The sequence below is a fragment of the Paenibacillus sp. 8b26 genome (genome assembly GCF_050626875.1).
In the GTDB taxonomy this organism is placed as follows: Bacteria; Bacillota; Bacilli; order Paenibacillales; family Paenibacillaceae; genus Paenibacillus.
The window spans coordinates 4,091,520-4,111,758 of record NZ_CP192445.1; the positions used below are offsets into that span (position 1 = coordinate 4,091,520).

Genomic DNA, 20,239 nt, shown 5'->3' on the forward strand with positions numbered 1-20,239 from the left:
ACAAAAAAGGGAGTCATTATACATGGGGAAATATTTTGGTACAGATGGTGTACGAGGCATTGCTAATCAGGAACTTACAGCAGAACTGGCATATAGCATTGGCCGTTGCGGCGGATATGTTTTAGCAGGGAATGTAGAAAAACCAACAGTTGTTATCGGTATGGATACACGGGTGTCCGGTCTGATGCTGGAATCGGCGCTTGTAGCCGGTTTGCTGTCTATTGGGGCTAATGTGGTTCGTCTGGGTATCGTTTCAACGCCGGGAGTCGCTTATCTTACACGTCAATTGAAAGCGGACGCTGGTGTAATGATCTCGGCTTCCCACAATCCGGTGGAAGACAACGGCATTAAGTTTTTTGGCGGCGACGGGTTTAAACTGACAGATGAAACGGAACTGAGAATCGAAGAGCTGATGGATGCCAAGGAGGATCAATTGCCTCGTCCAATTGGTGGCGGATTAGGTACGGTTGTTGTAGACGAGCATTCTCGCTACGATTATCTGGAGTTTTTGAAAACAACGATTAGCCATTCTTTTGAAGGGCTCAAAATCGTACTGGATTGTGCGAACGGAGCGGCTTATGAGCTGGCGCCGAAGCTTTTTGCGGAATTGGGAGCCGAAGTACACACCATCGGTGCGGAGCCAAACGGGCTGAATATCAACGATCATTGCGGTTCAACCCATCCTGAAAAGCTGAAAGAGGAAGTACGCCGCTTGAAAGCTGACATTGGTCTGGCCTTTGACGGCGATGCAGACCGTCTAATCGCGATTGATGAGAACGGCGAAGAGGTAGACGGCGACTATATCCTTTGTATCTGTGGGGATGCGCTGAACCGCGCTGGAAAGCTCAAGGACAGCACTATTGTATCGACTGTGATGAGTAATATTGGTTTTTACAAAGCAACGGAAAAACTGGCGCTCAAGACTGCAAAAACTGCAGTTGGTGACCGGTATGTGATGGAAGAAATGCGCCGGGGCGGCTTTAATCTGGGCGGTGAGCAGTCTGGTCACGTTATTTTCCTCGATTACAATACGACGGGCGACGGCATGTTGACCGGGATTCAACTGATGGATACCCTGAAAGCTTCCGGTAAAAAGATGAGTGAGCTGAAATCGCTCATGAAGCAGTATCCGCAAGTGCTAGTTAATGTGCGTGTACAGGACAAACGCAATTACGAGGGCAATCCTGCCATTGCAGAAGCGATTGAGCAGGTGGAACAGCAATTGGGTGATAATGGACGCGTATTGGTTCGTGCTTCCGGTACAGAATCGCTTATTCGTGTTATGGCTGAAGGGCCGGATAAGGATGAACTGGAGCAATTTGTAGGACAGATCGTAGATGTTGTAAAAAAAGAATTAGTTTAAAATTTTGTAAACGTCGGTTGCCTGTTCAAAGTAAGCAGGCGACCGCGTTTGAAGATATTATTTTTAATTGAATACTTACCAGAACTTGCAAATATGAATAAAGTGTCATTGCCAAATGATGCTGAGCTGAATATAATATAGGGATGTTGTGACTCAGAAAGAGAAAGCGAGGGTTGTAAGGTAATGTAATACAAGCGCCAGAGCTTGATTTTGCGCGGGGGAACTTGTTGGTGAGGCAGATCATTCAATTTGGATGATGTTGCTCACAGATGGGTTCACGGCAAAGCGAGCTGACGAGGTGAAGGTGTTCGAAACATTCGGCGGGGACCTTCCGGTGAGGCATCGACCCGTAAATCGGCAGCGGAAAATAAGCAGGCAACTGTTTACACAACGCACCGATAGATGCTTTTATTTTATAAACTAAATTATAAGATTCATTTCATGAATGTGCGGCCATCATCATTGGCGTGCGCGGTTTGGGAATTTCGTTACATTCGTGAAGAGATGCCTGTAATTTTCTATAGTTATCATTGACAACTTCATAGATGAATGAACTTTATTCCGCAATCTACCGCACACGTTAGTCCTGTGATGAGTCGTCCTGTGAAATGATGATCGGGAGGATAACGAATATGTGTGGCATTGTAGGATATATTGGTGATCAGAATACGCAAGAGGTATTGATTGATGGGTTGAAAAAGCTGGAGTACCGCGGTTATGACTCTGCGGGTATTGCCGTGTTTACAGATTCAGGACTGAAAGTAGCCAAGGCAAAAGGTCGTTTGGCGAATCTGGAAGCGAAGCTGGATGGTGCGCCGCTGGTAGGCCATGCAGGCATCGGGCATACACGTTGGGCAACACACGGTAAGCCTTCAGATGAAAACTCCCATCCACATTTGGATGAGAGTCAAAAGTTCTCCGTGGTTCATAACGGGATTATCGAGAACTATCTGGAGCTGAAAGAACAGCTGATCAGCGAAGGTCATACCTTTATTTCCGAAACGGATACGGAAGTTATTTCCCATCTGGTTGCACGTGAATATAAAGGAGATATCGTCAAAGCGGTACAAAAAGCAATTACCTTTATGCGCGGTGCCTTTGCACTGGGTGTGCTGACAGAGCACGAGCCTAATAAGCTGGTAGCTGTTCGTCAAGCTAGCCCGCTGGTTATTGGTGTGGGAGAAGGCGAAAACTTTATCGGTTCCGATATTCCGGCTATTCTGAAATATACACGCAATGTATTTATTTTGAACGATGGCGAAATGGCTGTTTTGACCAGTGATGCCGTCGAATTAATGACAATCGAAGGCCAATTTATTTCTCGGGAAATGATTCATGTCGAATGGGATGCTGTAACAGCGGAAAAAGGCGGCTATGAGCATTTCATGTTGAAAGAAATTCACGAACAGCCTAAGGCTTACCGTGACACGATGTTGGGCCGAATCGACAAAGAAACTAAAAAAGTTGTTCTTCCTGAGTTGAAGCTGACAGAAGAACAAATTAAAAATATTCGCAATATTCAAATCGTTGCTTGTGGTACAGCCTACAATGCTGGTTTGATTGGTCGTACGATTATTGAAAGCCTGGCTCGTATTCCGGTGGAAAACGACGTGGCTTCCGAGTATCGTTATCGTTCGCCAATCGTAACACCAGAGACACTGGTAATCGTAGTGAGTCAATCCGGTGAAACTGCCGATACGTTGGCAGCACTGCGTGAAGCACAAGCGAATGGCGCTCATGTACTAGCGATTACAAACGTAGTTGGTAGCTCCATTGCCCGCGATGCAGATGATGTGTTGGTTACACTGGCAGGACCGGAAATTGCCGTAGCCTCAACCAAAGCATATTCTTCGCAGTTGATTGCGTTTTATCTGTTTGGTCTGTATCTGGCTCAAGTACGTGGCACTCAAACGGATGAGCAAGTAGCTCATATGTTGGCTGCTATGGAATCACTGCCAGAGCAAGTAGAAGAAATGCTGGGCAAAGCAGACGCGATTAAAGCATACGCTGAGCAAATTGCCAGCCACAAGCACCTGTTCTTTATTGGTCGCGGTCAAGACTATGCTGTAGTACAGGAAGGTTCCCTGAAACTCAAGGAAATCTCCTACATTCATTCCGAGGCTTATGCGGCGGGTGAACTGAAGCATGGTACGCTGGCATTGATCGAAGATGGCATTCCGGTTATCGCTTTGGTAACACAGGAATCCGTGTTGGAGAAAACCGTGAGCAATATCAAGGAAGTGAAGGCACGTGGCGCAGATGTTCTTGCGATTACGTACGAAGAGCACGCTGTTGAGTTGTTGAAGTCCGTGGATCAGGTATTTGCAATTCCGAAGACACTTCCAATCCTGTCTGCTGCGATTTCGGTTGTATCTCTCCAACTGTTGGCTTACTACGCTTCCCTTGCACTGGGTCATGATGTTGACAAACCACGTAACCTGGCGAAAAGTGTAACGGTTGAGTAAGGGCAGTATATCGATATAAAGGCTGTCTGGTGATAAAAAAGTGTGGAACCAGTAAAAGATGTATGGAACCAATAAAAAAACTGTGGAACCAGTAAAAAAAGTCTGGAACTAGTCGTTTTACAAACATCAAGAAAGATCCCGATGATATATCGGGATCTTTTTAGCTTAGGAGGGCAATTATGTCTACAATAGGCCAACGAATTCGAACTATTAGAAAAACAAACAACTTAAATCAAATAAAGTTTGCAAATACAATTGGAATTTCTCAAGGAACGTTGAGTGAGTTGGAGCAAGATAAATACAGACCCTCTCTTGATATAATTATAGCAATTAAAGAAAACTTCAATTCCCATATAGAGTGGTTAATCTTTGGAGATACGCCTATATCAAAGAAACCTATTTTTAATTTAGCCATTGAAGCCCAGGAATTAGAACTTATTTCTTCGTTTCGAGAACTTACTAAAGAGGATAGAGATGAAATTATTGATTTTATAAAGCTGAAGATTATTCGGTACTGATCTTTCCCGGAAGCTTCTTATTAATATGTCTTAAAAATACTCATTTTAATTCAAGTACATAAATGCCACGAATTATCTGAATACGGATAATTCGTGGCATTTATGTACGACGGATTGTTGAGCCAAGTGCGACAGCTCTTCTGTAAATGATTCGTGAGCGGTTTTCCATCCCAAGTATTTTCGTGGGCGACGGTTGATCAGATGAAGTGAACGCTCCAATTCTTCATCCAAAATCTGAGCAAAGTCGGTGCTTTTTGGGAAAAACTCCCGAAGCAGGCCGTTGGCATTCTCGTTAGACCCTCGTTGCCAGGAAGAATAGGGGGCAGCGAAGTAGATCTGCAGATGGTGGACCGCTTCCAGGCTCGCGAATCAGGCAAACTCCTTGCCTGATTCGCCGTAACCGTTTGCTCATGGACTGATTCTCCAGTGTGAATGTGTTATGGTGCTCTATTCTACACGAATCAGGCCATGGGCCATTTTTTATTTATTTCCAGTGGGTGTCGCGCTTCATATTACAATCCGTCCAACAAATAAACTAGATTTAGTTAAATATTAATACTTTTTTACATTAATTATTGAGCTTAGACCAACCTTCTCACAAGCTCGGTTCATAAAGCAATAGAACAGCTCTATGGGCGTAAAACAATCCGGCGATCATTCGATTCATCATGCCAGGCTTCTGTTACTTCAGAGAGTGGGAATGTTTTTATTGGTGTGTTGAATCCGCCAGCAGGCATGGCATTAAGTAATTGTCCTGCACCTGCAACTAGCTCGCTCTTTGAAAGGCTACCAATGCCGCTACCAAGGATCTCTAGACCTGAACTACGGAGGGAACCTGCGGAAATCAGGATCGTCTCATCGGCAATGGAGCCAATCTGCACGTAACGAAGCCGTGGTTCTCCTGTACCTGAACCACGATCAGTGGTAGCTGCTGCAATTACTCGACTTGCAGGTTCTCCCCAAAGGTAATCAAGAACTACATCAACCTTCTCAGAAAAAGCTCGGAGCAACGCTTCATCAGCAAATTTGTCCAGAGGAATCTTAACGACGTTCGCCGGTAGTAGAGCTAATTTAGCTTTATCACGACCAGTGGCAATTATCTTGCTTGCGCCAAGATAATTGGCAATCTGAACAGCGAGTGCTCCTGCGGAACCAGTTGCACCGTTAATTAGTACAGTTTCTCCACGCTGAAACTTAGCACGGAGTGTAAGCGCAACCCAAGAGGAAAGCCCTGCCGTAACGACTGCAGCTGCGCGCTCATCAGTGACGCCATCAGGAACTGGTACCACAGAGCTTGCTGATACCAGTGTTTTTTTCGCCATGGAACCAAAAGGCTGCTTTGGGAATAAAAAGTACACACGTCGTCCATTCTCATCAGTGCCGACGCCATCAATCCCAGGTACAAAGCCAGTACCACCGGTACTCGTATAATGCTTACCAGCCGCAAGACTCTTAACAATCGGGCTCAGAGGAGCTGCATGAACATTGATCACTATTTCTCCAATACCTGTTTGTGGTTCTGGGTAATCCCCAAAGACTGGTGGGGAACCAAATTTATTTACAACTGCAGCCAACATTACAAATCCCCCCTTGAAAATATCTCGCAAAATCGAAAAATTGTCGGATGTGGCATTCAATAGGTCTTACGTAGTTCGCTCCTGCAGCACAAGGATTTGTACGCTATTCATGTCCGCCCTTCTGATGCTTTGATAAATGCACATCGACCAATGCATTCAACAATGTTACAACTGTGTCCAAATCGCTGACATTAAACAAGGAGGCGGTTTGTGAAGCATGGATCTTCCACCTTCCATCAATGGCGTTGTAGGTAATCAGACCGCTTTGTGTTAATGCGTATAGTTGCGAGCGTTTATGCATAGGATTGGGGCGAATCTCGATCAATTTTTTCTCAACCAGCAGATTGAGTTGCCTTTGAGCTGCCTGTCTAGTAACCCCCATTCTGGCGGCAACCTGTGGGGCTGTTAGTGGCTGATCAGCAAGCGCAAGGGCGCCCAGCATCTGCCATCGGGCACTGCTCAATCCCTCCAGTGCAGCAAACTCGTCCCCCCAATCTTTTAGGACACCATCGAGCCGAAATACTGCCAAAATGAGATCGGCCAACTTATCTGCCTTCTTATGGTCTAGTTCCATTTGAAACCTCCAACTAACAATACATTTGACAACATGTTACCAATATGAAAACATGTTGTCAAACCAATTAATTTATTAATAAACAAGGAGATGTTTTATGTCACTTCAATTACACCTTATAATTGTTCATTTTTCTAATTGTAATGCTGATTTTAGGAGTTGCTGCTTTGTGGATCTCAATTTGGAAACCAGTATTTTATAAAAAGCTAGCTAATTATTTATTAATAGGGGGATTCATATCGCTGGTTTTCTCTCTTATATCGGGTTTATCAGGTGTGGATTATGCTATACAGCATTTAAATGCGAGCAGGGAAATTATTAATATACATCAACGATTTGCTTTTTTTAGTATTTTATCTTTCGCCTTAGTTCTTGTACTCCTTTTTTTCCAAAGAAGAAAAACAACCGTCTTTCTAACTGGAATAGTATTGTTTCTATCTGTAATCAGCGTAGTATTGTTAACAATTACAGGACATTATGGCGGTCAGTTAGTTTATCAGTAATAGTACACAACTCACCTCGTATCTTGTAATCAGGCATTTAAAAATTATGGAATATTAATCAAATGATAGAGACGAACTGTGAGGTCATGGCATTCCAAAACAATTACAATAAGAATTATTTCATAATTGATATACAAAAAAATTGCAAAATCGAATGATATTTGTTATAATGACACCATCGAAGAAAATAGCGGATTGTAACTGTTAAATCAGGCAATACCGATCCTTAGTTAAAAGGAGGTATTGTCTTTTTCTATTGCATGAGGTGATAAGATGAACCTTAAAAAAGTGCTAAACAACAATGCAGTAATTGCAATGAAGGATGATCAGGAAGTTATCATTATCGGTCGAGGGATTGCCTATGGGAGAAGTATTGGTGATGTGCTTGATGATCGACTAATTGATAAAATATTTACCTTAGAAGACAAAGATGTAATGAATAAATTCAAAAGTTTAATTGTCGATATGCCAATAGAGTATATGAAGATAACAGAAGAAATTATCGCATATGCAAAAGTAAAGCTCGGCAAAAAAATAAATGACAGCATTTATATTCATTTAACTGATCATATTCATTTTGCTATAGAACGTTATAATATGGGATTACCTATTAATAACGGACTGCTTTGGGAAACTAAGCAACTATACAAAGAGGAATACGAAATTGGATTAGAAGCATTAAATATGATATGTGAACAATTTGGAGTATTACTTCCAGAGGATGAGGCGGGTTTTTTTGCTCTTCACATCGTAAATGCTGAATTGAATGAAGAAATGCCGGTTGTGAGAAAAATGACAAAGGTAATGCAAGAGATTTTAACAATAGTTAGATATCATTTCAGAATTGAGTTTGATGAGGATTCTTTATTGTTTTATCGATTCATTACGCACTTGAAATTTTTTGCACAACGTTTGGTCAAAGGAAACCATTATAACAGTTCCTCTGTTAAAAATTTATATGATGTAGTTAAGGAACAATTTCCAGAAGAATTTAAATGTGCACAAAAAATTAAAAAGTTTATTGAAAGCTCTTACACGTATCCTTTGATGGATGAAGAAATTCTTTACTTGACGATTCATATACAAAGAGTAGTTAAAGAAAATAAATAAATTGATTTTAGGGTTGTAACTTAACTGGCAAAGCCTAAATCAACATTCTTTTAAGGATGTTTGATTTAGGCTTTTCTTGTTAATTACTGGTAAGAGGATTTGTTAATATGGCTTTATAGTTTGAAATTATAAATGGTGGAATTATTTTAGGGGGGAAGTAAAATGGATTACGGTAAAGTAGCAAAGAACACGCTGGATTTCATTGGTGGAAAATCAAATTTACTTGAAGTAAATCATTGTATGACAAGATTAAGAATTAGAGTTGATAAACCATCAAAAGTGAAAAATGATGCAATTAAGTCTTTAGAAGCATTAGATGGGGTCCAAAAAGTAATAACAAGGGGGAACGATGTACAAGTTATTATAGGAACTGAAGTTCATGAAGTTTACGAAGAATTTTTGAAACTGAAAGAAAAAAATACTGAAAGCATTGAAGAAATGAATGTGAAAATTGAGGAAACAACGGAAGTGAATAATGAGGGGGATGGAAATAAAGAAGGCGCAAAAGGGCTACTCTCAAAATTCATTTCGACTATTTCAGAGTGTATTACACCCATATTGCCTGCTTTAGTTGCAAGTGGACTTTTTTCAGCTATATTTGCTGTCATAAGATCGTATGAGTTACTTGATCCTGCAACAACAACATATCAAATACTAGCTGCTTTTGCTTCTGCTCCACTTTACTTCTTACCTTTTTTCCTAGCTATGAGCAGTGCAAAGAGATTTAATGTTAACCCTTATATAAGCATGACTGTAGCAGCGTTATTGCTTTTTCCAAATCTAACAACATTGTTGGCTAGCGGGAATCCAATTGATTTCTTGGGGATTACTGTTAAACCAGTAACCTATGCTCAGTCACTCATTCCTATCTTGTTAATAGTTTGGGTTCAAAGTTTGATTGAGTCACGCTTGAATAAGATTATTCCGAATGCGCTAAAACTAATCCTGTTGCCTTTTTTAGAATTTGCGATTTTAGGAACTTTAGGTTTACTGCTGCTAGGTCCTATAGCTGGATTAATCACTGATGGAATTGCAGCTGTTCTAGTACCATTGTCAACCAGCTACCCTTGGCTGTTAACTACTATTTTGGGTGGTTTAAATGTAGTGATTGTTGGAGCAGGTATACATCACGGAATACTTCCTATTGCGATAACTAATTTTTCTCTATTTGGTTACGACAATGTCATCGGACCAGCGATGTTTGCTACAGTATTTGCTGTAGTTGGCAGCTGTTTTGGATTAGCTTTTAGAACTAAGAATAGTAAAACTAAAGAACTGTCTTATTCAACAGGGATTACAGCATTAATGGGTATCACTGAGCCAGCTATTTATAGTGTCCTGCTACTTAACAGAAAAGCATTAATTTCCACAATGATTGGTGGGGCTGCTGGCGGTTTAACAATGGGTCTTCTTGGGGTCAGAGTATGGGCACTTGGAAGTAAAGGTATACCGGGCTTGATTCTTTTGGTGGGCCCTGAGTTCTTATATGGATGCTTAGCTAATGTAGTTGCATTAGTGGTTGCCTTTGGTATCTCTTATAGTTTGGGTGATCAAAAAAAAGTAGTGAATAAGTAAGTAAGGCATTAACATACTGGGATAAAATCGATGTATTCCATCCCATAAAAATGTAATTTTTAAAGAATAAAACACAGAAAAGCGCTTAATTAGATCAATTATACGGAAATAACGGAGGTATTTAAAATGTCATTTAAAGAAGGCTTTTTGTGGGGGGGAGCTCTTGCTGCTAATCAATGTGAGGGAGCTTGGGATGTTGATGGGAAAGGTGTTAGTTGCGTAGATATTTGTACAATCGGAAGCAGCACGAAACCAAGGAGAATAACTCCTCAAATTGAGAAAGACACCTTCTATCCAAATCAAGAAGCAATAGACTTTTATCATAGATATAAGGAGGATATTGCACTTTTTGCAGAAATGGGATTTAAAATTTTGCGTCTTTCTATAGCTTGGACAAGGATTTTTCCTACAGGTGAAGAAATGGAGCCTAATGAAAAAGGTCTTGAATTTTATGATAATTTAATTGACGAGTGTCTAAAATATAATATTGAACCGTTGATTACCCTTTCTCACTATGAAATGCCATATGCCTTAACGCAAAAATATAATGGTTGGGCAAGCAGAGAAATGATTAATATTTTTATGAAATACTGTAATGTTTTGTTTACCCGTTTTAAAGGAAAAGTGAAGTATTGGTTGACTTTTAATGAAATTAATAGTGCAACTGGAACTCATGGCTCATTTCTTCCACAAGGGATTCTAAATGAAGGAAGCACTCATTTTAAAAATATGGTTGATATACCTCAATTGAGATATCAGGGCTTGCACCACCAATTTGTGGCGAGTGCTTTAGCAGTAAAATTGGCACATGAGATTGATGATAATTATAAGGTCGGGTGCATGCAACTCTTCGCTACTGCGTATCCTTTAACCTGTGATCCAGATGATATTGTTGAAACTCAGACAAGAAATCATATTAGAAATTGGTTCTGTGGTGATGTTCAAGTCAGAGGAAGCTATCCTAAATATATGGACAGATTCTTTATTGAAAACAATATAAAAATTGAAATGCAGGAAGACGATTTAAGAATATTAAAAGAAGGCACTGCAGACTTCTATAGCTTTTCCTACTATATGTCTATCTGTTATAGTTCGAAACCAGACCAGGAACAGGTAGAAGCTAACATGTTAAAAGGATTAAAAAATCCTTACTTGAAAGCAAGTGACTGGGGTTGGCAAATTGACCCTAAGGGACTACGTTATAGTTTAAACGAGATTTACGATAGATATCAAATTCCCCTGATGTTAGTAGAAAACGGATTGGGAGCATATGATGAAATCGACCAAAATGGGAAAATAGAAGATGATTATCGTATTGAGTATTTGAGACAACATGTAGAGCAAATGAAAGAAGCGGTAAATGATGGAGTTGATTTGATCGCTTATACTCCTTGGGGATGTATTGACATAGTTAGTGCATTCACTGGTGAAATGTCTAAACGTTATGGATTTATCTATGTCGATAAGCAAAATGATGGTAGTGGTACATTAGATCGCTATAAGAAAAAATCTTTTGACTGGTATAAAAAAGTAATCGCAACTAATGGGGAAAGTCTTTAGAAATTCATGGTTTTAGATTTATTCCCTGGCAGGATGCAGCTTATGACATCATCAAATTAAATAAGAATATTTTTAATTATTATGGAGGTAAATTATGTTTGGATTTAAAAATAAAAAAACTCCTAAAGAGGTATTAATTGCTTCCCCCCTAATAGGTAAGGTTTTAGCTATTGAAGAAGTAGACGATGATGCATTTTCTAGTAAAGCCTTGGGGGAGGGAATAGCAATCATCCCTTCGGAAGGAAAAATAATGGCTCCATTTGATGGAACATTAGCCCATATCATGGAGAAGAGTAAACATGCTTTACTTCTAGAAGATGAGTCGGGAATACAGATTTTAATTCACGTGGGTATAAACACAGTTTCACTAAAAGGTAATGGTTTCGCAAGTCATGTTGCTTCAGGTGAAAAAGTGAAAAAGGGTCAATTGTTGCTTGAGTTTGATATTGAACAAATTCAAAAGGCGGGTTGTTCTGTAATTACACCCATTGTAATACCAAATGGCCAAGATTCAATAAAAAATGTTGAAATATTACAAAATCCTGGAGAAGATTCGAGGCTAGAACGAGATTTAATCCGAGTTCTTGTATGACTTTGAGAATTAATCCGTTTTGAAAACTACTTTTCTAACTAGAACCATTGCCGGTCTCTTAGAGACCGGTTTTTTTATGAAAATTATAATATGAGTTAAACTTAAGAGCCCGTTTATTTCATACAATACGCAGCTTTCTTGAGTTCTTGGTTCAGGTAGTGACGGATAATCGGTTTCATTTAAGTATTGTAGCATTATTTCACTTCAGTAATTGCAGGTAACGTGATCGTGAAAATTGAACCTTGCTCAGGTACACTGCTCACCTCAATATTTCCTCTGCTCAAGCTGATGATGCGGGCAACCAGAGGCAGGCCAAGACCGTTGCCTTCGGCAGATCGGGCAGGATCACCTTGATAAAATTTTTCGAAAATATGCTTGAGTACACTAGGAGGCATTCCTATTCCTGTGTCAGATATGACTATCGAAATCCACGGGCTGTTAAGATGGAGAGAAACCGAGATTTCACCACATTCGGGGGTGAATTTGATCGCATTGCCAAGCACGTTGAGCCACACCTGCATCATAAGCTCTTCATTTCCATAATAGTATAGTTTGTCTAACTCAATGTTGAGATCTATCTGCTTGGGTGCCCAAAGTGGTTCAAGTAGTAGCAGCGCCTGCCGAAGTTGCTCGTCCAGCCGATATTCCTTCTGTTCTGTGAGCATCTCCTGGTTTTCGAGTTTGGATATTTTGAGGATGTTGCCGGACAGTGTAGACAACTGTCGGGCACTGTCAATAATCAAACCGGTATATTCGTTATGCTCTTCTTTGCTGAGATTGTCTTCCTGCAAAAGAGTGGCATATCCCTCGATAGCAGCAATGGGCGTCTTAAATTCATGGGACACGTTGACTACAAAATCATTGCGAAGGGTCTCGATGCTACGCAGCTCCTGAACCATAATATTGAAGTGGTGAGCCACTTCACTAATCTCATTGATCTTGTGGGATTCGTTCAAATGAATATTGAAGTTGCCGTTGGCAATTTCTTTAACTGCCTTGCTAAAGTCTGTAATGGGTAATAATATTTTTCGGCCGACCATCACTGAGAGGGTTGTTCCAATGACCAGACAAAACAAAACAATAATCAAAATAGGTTGCGTTGAAAGGCTATAGCCTGCTCGAATAAATAGATAAGCAAAGGTAGACATAGTCAAAATAAAAGACAGAATAATTACAAAAACCAGCGATACAACATACCACCATAAGCCTCGATTTTTTTGATGTTTGATCACAGTCTCACCGCCTTATAGCCCAGTCCTCTTACCGTGACAATTTCAAAGTCAGTATTCTCTTTGAAACGTTCACGCAAGCGGTTAATATGAACAACCACCGTGTGTTCGTCAGTTTCAGAATCCATCCCCCATATTTCATCCATAAGCTGCTGTTTGGTAAAGATTTTGTTTGGATATGACATCATTTTGTAGAGAAGATAGAATTCCTTTTGAGGGAGAAGGAGGCTCTCTTGTTCATGAATAACGGTTAAAGCGTCATAATCTAATACTGTTTTACCCCATTCGATCTTGCGTTCGTTAATAATTTTTGCCCGGCGGAGCAGCGCCCCCACACGAAGAATCATTTCATTTACATTGATTGGTTTGACCATATAATCATCGATTCCGGCGAGAAATCCCTGCTGCTTGTCACTGAAATTCTCACGTGCAGTTACCATAAGAATGGGGAGTTCCTGATTGTTATCTCTAAGCGTCTGAGTTAATTCGAAGCCATCCATATGAGGCATCATAATATCGCAAATCATCAAATCGATAAATTCTTTATCGAGTGCAGCCAACGCATTTTCGCCGTTCACTGCCGGTATGGCGCGGTATCCATTCCTAGTTAGGACGGTACAGAAGAGCTGGCGTAGTTTATTGTCATCCTCAACAACAAGTACAGTAAACATAAAGTTTCCTCCTAAGCTTTTCATTGTATTCAATAATGTATAGATTGTTAAAGTATAACTCAAAAAGATCAAGTGAATCTCAACTACTGTAGTTGAGGTTTAGTTTATATTTGATGTTTATAATGAGGACAGCAAAACAAGATTAGAGATAAAAGATTACTCTATGGAAAGGGAGACTAGAATGGATGCTGCAATTGAAAAACAGTGAAGAATGGAAAATGCTATTAATTGAGCAAGTAAGCATTGACCTAGGCTTAAGGCATCTAACCATCACCTCAGAGGGAGACAACCTAGCAGAACCAAAAAGGCTACATTCTATGTACGCAATCTATAAGAGGATATTTAGTGACGGAACAGGATAAATTAGATAGAAAAATTAACGTTCTTTATAAACAACATTTGATGAGGAGAGTTATAAAAAATGGAAAAAGTGTGGAGTAAAATTAATATTGGTAAACTGGAATTACCGCATCGTTTGGCGATGGCGCCAATGACACGTTGTAGAGCGAATGAAGATGGTACTCCGGGAGAACTAGCATCCCTTTATTATGCTCAAAGAGCATCAATGGGACTCATTATTACTGAAGGTACACAACCTTCTGATGATGCTCAAGGTTACTTACTGTCACCTGGGATTTATACTGACAAGCATATTGAAGGTTGGAAAAAAGTTACGAATGCAGTGCATAAAGCTGGTGGATTTATTTATATTCAAGTGATGCATGCCGGTCGTATGTCACACCCCGACAATACACCACATCATCGTCAACCCGTTGCACCATCTGCAATTGCACCAGGTGAAGAAATGCATACCGCTACAGGAAAGAAGGAAATCCCGGTTCCACGGGAATTAAGTAAAGCAGAGATCCAGACGACAATTGCAGACTTCCGAAAAGCAGCTGCTGCAGCTATTGAAGCGGGAGCTGATGGTGTTGAAATTCATGGAGCCAATGGTTATCTGATTAATCAATTTATCGGAGAAAATTCAAATACACGGACGGATGAATACGGAGGATCTGTAGAAAATCGTGCTCGTTTTGCGATTGAAGTAACGAAAGCAATCGTCGAAGAAATTGGAGCGGAAAGAACAGGCTTCCGCATTTCGCCAGGGGTACCTCTCGGTGGAATTCAAGATGGTGAACAAGGTCCTGAAGTTTATCGCTACCTTGTAAAAGAATTGGCTAAATTGGATTTGGCTTACCTTCATATCATGCATATTGGAAACGAACAACTGCTCCAAGAAATTCGTTCAATCTGGAAGAATCCATTGTTAGTGAATCGGGCTGGAGGTGCTCTGGAAGATCGTATTGTGGATATTGATGGTGGCTTAGCTGATATGATACCAGTTGGTGTATGGTCATTATCCAATCCAGATTTGGTTGAACGGCTTAAAGCGGGGGCTTCATTAAATGCAGCAGATCCTGCAACATTTTATGGTGGTGTCGGAAGTAAGGGTTATACGGATTATCCTACGCGGAAAGAATTAGAATCTCAAGAGAAATAACCATATATAGTAAAAAGTTTAATGCAACTGGAAATTGTACGCCATAGTTATCTAATACTCAGAATCGCGCCTCACCGAGGTAGGCGCTCAAATCTCAAATCGGAGGGAAAAAGACAATGAGCAATTCAAAAATATTTCCAACACTTTCTACGGCTGAGAGGGACCGGCGATGGGAGCGGACGCGATCATTCATGCGCGAGCAGGGTCTCAGCGCGTTGGTCGGCATTGGAGGTTTCAACACCAACCGCCTCCAGCCATATCTTGCCAATACTAACGGCGCCGGTGGCGCGGTGGTATTCCCGCTTGACTCTGCGCCCGTCTATCTCGGAGTTGGCTGGGACGTCGGCATCAATTTCGACAATGCGCGGCGTGGGATTGAGCCGTGGATAAAGGACACGCGGGCGAGCTTCGATCCGATCGGTTCGGTAGGTGAAGTGCTCGAGGAACGCGGCTTGAAAAAGGCCCGCATAGGGGTGTTTGGCTTGACCTCCGCCTTCATTCCGATTGGTGGTTCCTCGACATTCCCGGAAGGCTCTCGCCTCATGGAAGTGCTCCAAGGTGCGGAGATCGTCGATGTGACAACTGAATTCGGTCTGACGATGCTGAAGAAAAGCACAGAGGAACTGGCGTTGGTTCGCCACGCGGCAAAGGCGTGTGAACGCGCGGCGAAAGCCCTGGTTGACGAGTGTCGCGTTGGCGCGCTCGAACCCGATCTTTATGCAGCGGTGGGTGATGCTCTCGCCAGAGAAGGGTGCGACACCTCGACGTTCACTCTGCTGATGACGGTCGAGCCCGAAGCGATGGGCTTCATGGGCGGGCATCAGTGGTTCTATCCGCAGCGCCAGCCAAAAGCGCTGGAGATTGGCGATGTAGTCGAGGCCGAGATATTTGCCTGGTATGGCGGCCAGGACAGTCAAGCGCAGATCAGTATCGTCATCGGTGAACCCGATGCCGAACGCCTGCACCTTGCGGATGTGGCACGTCGTTCCTATGAGGCTGGTGTCGCGCAAATCCGCCCCGGAGTACCATTTGCGTCGGTCTGGAAGGCCATGCGTCAAGTTATTCTCGATGCGGGATGCTGGGTCGGAAGCCCCGTCTTGCACAGCCTGTCCCCCGTGCTTCTTGTAGGAGAGATGAACGCGGGTCTGATGGAAGCCAACGTCCATCCTTCTTTCAAGGCTCCCGCTTTCGTCCCCGGCTATAATGATGAAGCGCTGGTTCTAGAGGAAGGCATGGTGCTGGCAGTCGAGCCTTGCGCCGCCCTGGGTTACAAGAAGGCACTGTCCGGGGGCGCTGTTATCGTGACGCGCGACGGCTCAGAAGAGCTCAACTCACTGCCGGTCCATATGCAGGTAGTCCGATAAGCGGCGATGTGCCCGGCGCACGCAGCTGGATATTTTCGCGAAAAGATGGGCCATGTGGGCTGCAGTCGTCAGTTGCGGCGGATCGTCCGCAACCGGTGGCCTGGCTCGCACGCGATCTGGGTGCCAACCGCCAGAACGTGTAGCGCATCGTCAACGACTTGGCGAGCGGAAAGGGAGGCGCCGGCAACATGTAACATTAGGTGCGCGGCGCTTGGAAACGGAATTATACCTTTCCAATAGAGACGGGTGTAGGAAATATCATCCTCGTATCATCAACGGAAGTTGGACAGGATAATTCGGTATAGAATGTGTACTAGTCGAATTTGCATACCCTATTCGATATTATATTATTCACACTGTTCATAGAATGCCACAATGTTCGATTTGTTGGTATTATCACTTCACACTTAGCGACGCTATTTCTGGAAGTTACTTCAAGGAAGTTGAAGCCGACCTGCTTGAAGTTAAGGTAGTGTTCGACCTCACGAAGTCAAGTGCAGACTTGGTAGGCTTGAAGTTTCGTGGAACAGATCGAGAAGAAACGGTTATCACATATTCTATTCCGGAGCAGAAACTTATGCTTAATTGTTCTAAATTCAGGTAAGAAGACAGATGGAGTACGTCAAACAGCCTTCAATGCATACCAAACTTGATAAAAGTCTAGATATCCATTAAATTATATGCACGTGCATGCTTTTTTACTTTGCAGTTTTGTTTTAGTTTGTTCCGCGTTTTATCTTCAGGTGTGATCTCTTCAGAATGGAAAGATAAAGCAAGATGTAAACTATGTATTAGATGAATTGAATGCAGTCGCTATTGATGAGAAAGACTGACTAAAAACGAAATAAGATTGATTTAAGGTTCGAGATTCTTAATTGAAAGGAAAGATATTATAAAAGTCCTGTTTGTTGTCGCTCATCGTAGAAATGAGTATAACTAATCGATTTGCTGAAGGACTAACAGTAGCTGCCGAGGATCGTATTGGTCCGCATCTGAAAGAGATCGAAAAATGGGCAGATTTCACGATTTCAGCTGATTTTAATGAGGAGTATCCAATTTCTGGTTGGCGGCAAGTGAAAAGTAATTTCCAAGCAATTCATCAGTTTCTTTCATAAACATGAATCGAAATTTATTGCTCGTGGCAATGCCTTGAATTGGCTATGTCTCGAGCAATTTGTTTATAATAAGAACTTTTATGAATTATTATCAGGTATGATATTGGTTTTGACCGTTCCGTTTAAGCTTGATACAATAGCATAAACTATGTGATACTACTTTAGTATAGATTGGGTGGTTCAAAAATTGCAAAATAAAAATGATCTTTTAGATATATGGTTGTCTTTGTCTCATATATATTCCAATGTTACTGACAAATTGGAACAAGCTCTGCAACAACAATATGATTTATCATTAAAGGAGTTTTATGTATTGAATTTTATATCCAAGTCGGAGGATAAAGAATTACGATTACAGAAACTTCAGGAAATGGTGGGTTTAAGTCAAAGTGCGACCTCGAGACTCGTAGTAAGAATGGAAGCCAAGAACTGTGGCGCGCTGGAAAGACATATATGCGAGGATGATCGCCGAGGTATTTATACTCGGATTACGGAATTGGGCGAAAATAAATTCCAGCGTGCTCTACAAACTTTCAACCAGGTTCTACAATCAGAACTTCAAAATAAAGGTTTGAAATCTGAATTTCATAACGTTATCCAAAAATTGCTTTAAGATTGCTTACCTGCGTTGCCATATCATACTTCAGATTCTTAATATATCTTTTGTTATGTGAAAGGCACTCTACAGAAGGTTAGAGGGGTGTCTTTTTTAGTTCCTTGCACGCTTCATTAAATTTCTTTGTGAATAATTCGTATTGTCAGAACGAATTATCTGAATACTGCACAGGTGAAAATGAAAACACGCAAATTCATATGAATGCACATTCATTTATTAGGATCTCTTGCAAAATAACAAAACCAACGATCAGAGCTATAAAATAAAACAAAAATTTTATATATTTGGTGATGAATATGGTGAAAAAGTTAGATAAGACCAACGTAATGCGAATCCTTGATCAGGAGGAAATCAACTATGATTATTACTACTTTGATCATAAAACGCTTAATATTTTTGATGTGGCAAATTCCTACGGACAGGATCTCGCTATGGTGTTTAAGACACTTGTGACATCTGGTCGTTCGAAAGTACATTATGTTTTTATGGTACCTGTTGAGAAGGAGCTTGATCTAAAAAAAGCTGCAAAGGTGACGGGGGAAAAAACACTAGAGATGATTCCTCAGAAGGAGCTACTGCCCTTGACGGGGTATGTTCACGGGGGCTGTTCACCGATCGGAATGAAAAAGCAGTTCAAGACCTTTATTGACCATATCGCTGTAAATTATGAGACTATTTATTTTTCAGGTGGGCGAGTAGGATGTCAGGTGCAACTGGCGTTAAGTGATTTACAAAAGATCATTCCTGTGACACCTGCGAACATAATGAGGGAAGTGTAAATATTAGATGTAAATGCCATGCTTAAGTTTGATCCCATTACTATGCGCTCCGATATGTTATAAATCCTTGAACGGTTGTTTAAAATGAAATCTACCCAATTTCCGCACCTCCGATTTATACATTTTCATAAATTAATCCACGTATATTTTATTAGAACAAACCAATAATGTTTAATGTTTGTTCTATACGATGTGATCTGCAGCAAATGTAATCAGTTAGGCAGAAATAATGGTGTTCTATTGTCACAGACTTGACAACATCTGATTTTTCCATTAAATTAAATGCATGCGCATGCTTTTGATTTTGTGGCGTGCTAGATATTAGTTATTGGGTAATTATCTAAAACAAGAGGGGAGTTTTGAAAATGCAATATGTTAAAGACAAAGTCATTATTATAACAGGTGCTTCAAGTGGAATAGGTGAGGCGACGGCTTTGTATCTGGCAAAAAATGGTGCAACGGTTGTCCTCGCAGCAAGAAATGAAGGTAAATTGAGATCCTTGACTGAACGGATCAAAAATGAGGGTGGTAACGCGTTCTATAAAGCAACCGATGTCACTGTCAATGATGAAGTACAGTCTTTGGTGAGTTTCACCATAGACCACTTGGGTCGCGTCGACACATTGATCAATTGTGCTGGTTACATGCTATTCTCCCTGTGGGATAACGCCCATGTGGAAGAGTGGGAAAAGATGATTGACCTTAACATCAAAGGGACGTTATATGGAATTGCAGCCGTATTGCCTCAAATGAAAAAACAGGGACAAGGCCAGATTATCAATGTTGGGTCCATTGCAGGCCATGCGGTAGGGGAAGGTCATGGCGTCTACAGTGCAACTAAATATGCAATGCGGGCGATTACAGAAAGTCTTCGTAAAGAAGTGTCCGTCAAACACAATATTCAAGCGGTTCTGGTATCCCCAGGGGTTATCGCAACGAACTGGCAGAGTACAGTAACGGATCAGGATGTCAAAACGGTATTGGAAGATTTGAATAACGTCGCCATTGATGTTGAATATGTGGCTGAAACCATTGGTTTTGTCGTAAACAAGCCCGCAAATGTTATGATCAATGACGTCATTGTAGCCCCTACAGCCCAAGAATGGTAAGATTCAAGTTCTGTA

The 20,239-nt window shown here is 41.3% G+C and carries 19 protein-coding genes and 1 pseudogene; 15 read left to right on the forward strand and 5 right to left on the reverse strand.

All coding sequences use genetic code 11. The annotated features are described in order from the left end of the window. Nucleotides 1–22: 22 nt before the first annotated feature. The 3 genes from glmM to ACQ4MX_RS18925 all read left to right on the forward strand — a co-directional run bounded on the left by glmM (nucleotide 23) and on the right by ACQ4MX_RS18925 (nucleotide 4,346). Nucleotides 23–1,363 carry a phosphoglucosamine mutase gene (gene glmM / locus ACQ4MX_RS18915; RefSeq protein WP_134912351.1) on the forward strand — a complete coding sequence of 447 codons (1,341 nt, stop codon included), beginning with the start codon at nucleotides 23–25 and terminating at the stop codon, nucleotides 1,361–1,363. Between the two features lie 632 nt (nucleotides 1,364–1,995). Beyond that, on the forward strand, nucleotides 1,996–3,828 hold the full coding sequence (gene glmS, locus ACQ4MX_RS18920) for a glutamine--fructose-6-phosphate transaminase (isomerizing) (RefSeq protein ID WP_192513361.1): 1,833 nt from the start codon (nucleotides 1,996–1,998) through the stop codon (nucleotides 3,826–3,828). A gap of 179 nt (nucleotides 3,829–4,007) precedes the next feature. After that, nucleotides 4,008–4,346, forward strand: a complete 339-nt coding sequence (locus ACQ4MX_RS18925; protein ID WP_431086612.1) for a helix-turn-helix domain-containing protein — start codon at nucleotides 4,008–4,010, stop codon at nucleotides 4,344–4,346. A gap of 72 nt (nucleotides 4,347–4,418) precedes the next feature. Here ACQ4MX_RS18925 and ACQ4MX_RS18930 read toward each other — a convergent pair. The 3 genes and pseudogenes from ACQ4MX_RS18930 to ACQ4MX_RS18940 form a co-directional block, all read right to left on the reverse strand. Next, nucleotides 4,419–4,739: pseudogene (locus tag ACQ4MX_RS18930) on the reverse strand (IS30 family transposase); the annotation flags it as partial. A 236-nt stretch (nucleotides 4,740–4,975) separates the two neighbouring features. Beyond that, complete coding sequence (locus ACQ4MX_RS18935) at nucleotides 4,976–5,923, reverse strand: quinone oxidoreductase family protein (protein WP_431086613.1); 948 nt, start codon at nucleotides 5,921–5,923, stop codon at nucleotides 4,976–4,978. A gap of 103 nt (nucleotides 5,924–6,026) precedes the next feature. After that, the gene (locus ACQ4MX_RS18940; RefSeq protein ID WP_431086614.1) at nucleotides 6,027–6,497 is read right to left on the reverse strand and encodes a MarR family winged helix-turn-helix transcriptional regulator; all 471 of its coding nucleotides are present in this window, start codon (nucleotides 6,495–6,497) and stop codon (nucleotides 6,027–6,029) included. A gap of 122 nt (nucleotides 6,498–6,619) precedes the next feature. On the opposite strand from ACQ4MX_RS18940, the gene ACQ4MX_RS18945 reads away from it, so the two are divergent. From ACQ4MX_RS18945 to ACQ4MX_RS18965, 5 genes are all read left to right on the forward strand, one after another. Then, nucleotides 6,620–7,000, forward strand: a complete 381-nt coding sequence (locus ACQ4MX_RS18945; protein ID WP_431086615.1) for a DUF2231 domain-containing protein — start codon at nucleotides 6,620–6,622, stop codon at nucleotides 6,998–7,000. 273 nt (nucleotides 7,001–7,273) lie between these two features. Beyond that, on the forward strand, nucleotides 7,274–8,110 hold the full coding sequence (licT, locus tag ACQ4MX_RS18950; protein ID WP_431086616.1) for a BglG family transcription antiterminator LicT: 837 nt from the start codon (nucleotides 7,274–7,276) through the stop codon (nucleotides 8,108–8,110). A 162-nt stretch (nucleotides 8,111–8,272) separates the two neighbouring features. Continuing rightward, complete coding sequence (locus tag ACQ4MX_RS18955) at nucleotides 8,273–9,685, forward strand: PTS transporter subunit EIIC (protein WP_431086618.1); 1,413 nt, start codon at nucleotides 8,273–8,275, stop codon at nucleotides 9,683–9,685. Nucleotides 9,686–9,811: 126 nt separating this feature from the next. Next, entirely contained in the window at nucleotides 9,812–11,245 is a 1,434-nt protein-coding gene (locus tag ACQ4MX_RS18960) for a 6-phospho-beta-glucosidase (RefSeq protein WP_431086621.1), read from the forward strand. Nucleotides 11,246–11,339: 94 nt separating this feature from the next. After that, nucleotides 11,340–11,837 (forward strand): PTS sugar transporter subunit IIA, encoded by a 498-nt coding sequence (locus ACQ4MX_RS18965; protein ID WP_431086623.1) that lies wholly within the window; start codon nucleotides 11,340–11,342, stop codon nucleotides 11,835–11,837. Nucleotides 11,838–12,031: 194 nt separating this feature from the next. Here the strand turns inward: ACQ4MX_RS18965 and ACQ4MX_RS18970 are convergent, their stop codons facing one another. Both ACQ4MX_RS18970 and ACQ4MX_RS18975 read right to left on the reverse strand, forming a co-directional pair. Then, on the reverse strand, nucleotides 12,032–13,069 hold the full coding sequence (locus tag ACQ4MX_RS18970; RefSeq protein ID WP_431086625.1) for a HAMP domain-containing sensor histidine kinase: 1,038 nt from the start codon (nucleotides 13,067–13,069) through the stop codon (nucleotides 12,032–12,034). Next, entirely contained in the window at nucleotides 13,066–13,737 is a 672-nt protein-coding gene (locus ACQ4MX_RS18975; protein WP_431086627.1) for a response regulator transcription factor, read from the reverse strand. The genes ACQ4MX_RS18970 and ACQ4MX_RS18975 overlap by 4 nt, the downstream gene beginning before the upstream one ends. 185 nt (nucleotides 13,738–13,922) lie before the next feature. Here ACQ4MX_RS18975 and ACQ4MX_RS18980 point away from each other — a divergent pair, with 185 nt between their 5' ends. The 7 genes from ACQ4MX_RS18980 to ACQ4MX_RS19010 all read left to right on the forward strand — a co-directional run bounded on the left by ACQ4MX_RS18980 (nucleotide 13,923) and on the right by ACQ4MX_RS19010 (nucleotide 20,224). Continuing rightward, complete coding sequence (locus ACQ4MX_RS18980; protein WP_431086629.1) at nucleotides 13,923–14,099, forward strand: hypothetical protein; 177 nt, start codon at nucleotides 13,923–13,925, stop codon at nucleotides 14,097–14,099. Between the two features lie 59 nt (nucleotides 14,100–14,158). Beyond that, complete coding sequence (locus tag ACQ4MX_RS18985) at nucleotides 14,159–15,241, forward strand: alkene reductase (protein ID WP_431086632.1); 1,083 nt, start codon at nucleotides 14,159–14,161, stop codon at nucleotides 15,239–15,241. 191 nt (nucleotides 15,242–15,432) lie between these two features. Further along, entirely contained in the window at nucleotides 15,433–16,605 is a 1,173-nt protein-coding gene (locus ACQ4MX_RS18990) for a M24 family metallopeptidase (RefSeq protein WP_431086635.1), read from the forward strand. A 367-nt stretch (nucleotides 16,606–16,972) separates the two neighbouring features. Beyond that, nucleotides 16,973–17,209 (forward strand): GH32 C-terminal domain-containing protein, encoded by a 237-nt coding sequence (locus tag ACQ4MX_RS18995; protein WP_431086637.1) that lies wholly within the window; start codon nucleotides 16,973–16,975, stop codon nucleotides 17,207–17,209. Between the two features lie 698 nt (nucleotides 17,210–17,907). Continuing rightward, complete coding sequence (locus tag ACQ4MX_RS19000; RefSeq protein ID WP_431086639.1) at nucleotides 17,908–18,333, forward strand: MarR family winged helix-turn-helix transcriptional regulator; 426 nt, start codon at nucleotides 17,908–17,910, stop codon at nucleotides 18,331–18,333. 299 nt (nucleotides 18,334–18,632) lie between these two features. Then, nucleotides 18,633–19,115 carry a Cys-tRNA(Pro) deacylase gene (gene ybaK / locus ACQ4MX_RS19005; protein WP_431086640.1) on the forward strand — a complete coding sequence of 161 codons (483 nt, stop codon included), beginning with the start codon at nucleotides 18,633–18,635 and terminating at the stop codon, nucleotides 19,113–19,115. Nucleotides 19,116–19,480: 365 nt separating this feature from the next. Next, a complete protein-coding gene (locus ACQ4MX_RS19010) occupies nucleotides 19,481–20,224 on the forward strand; it encodes an SDR family oxidoreductase (RefSeq protein WP_431086641.1) in 744 nt (247 codons plus the stop codon). Nucleotides 20,225–20,239: the final 15 nt, after the last annotated feature.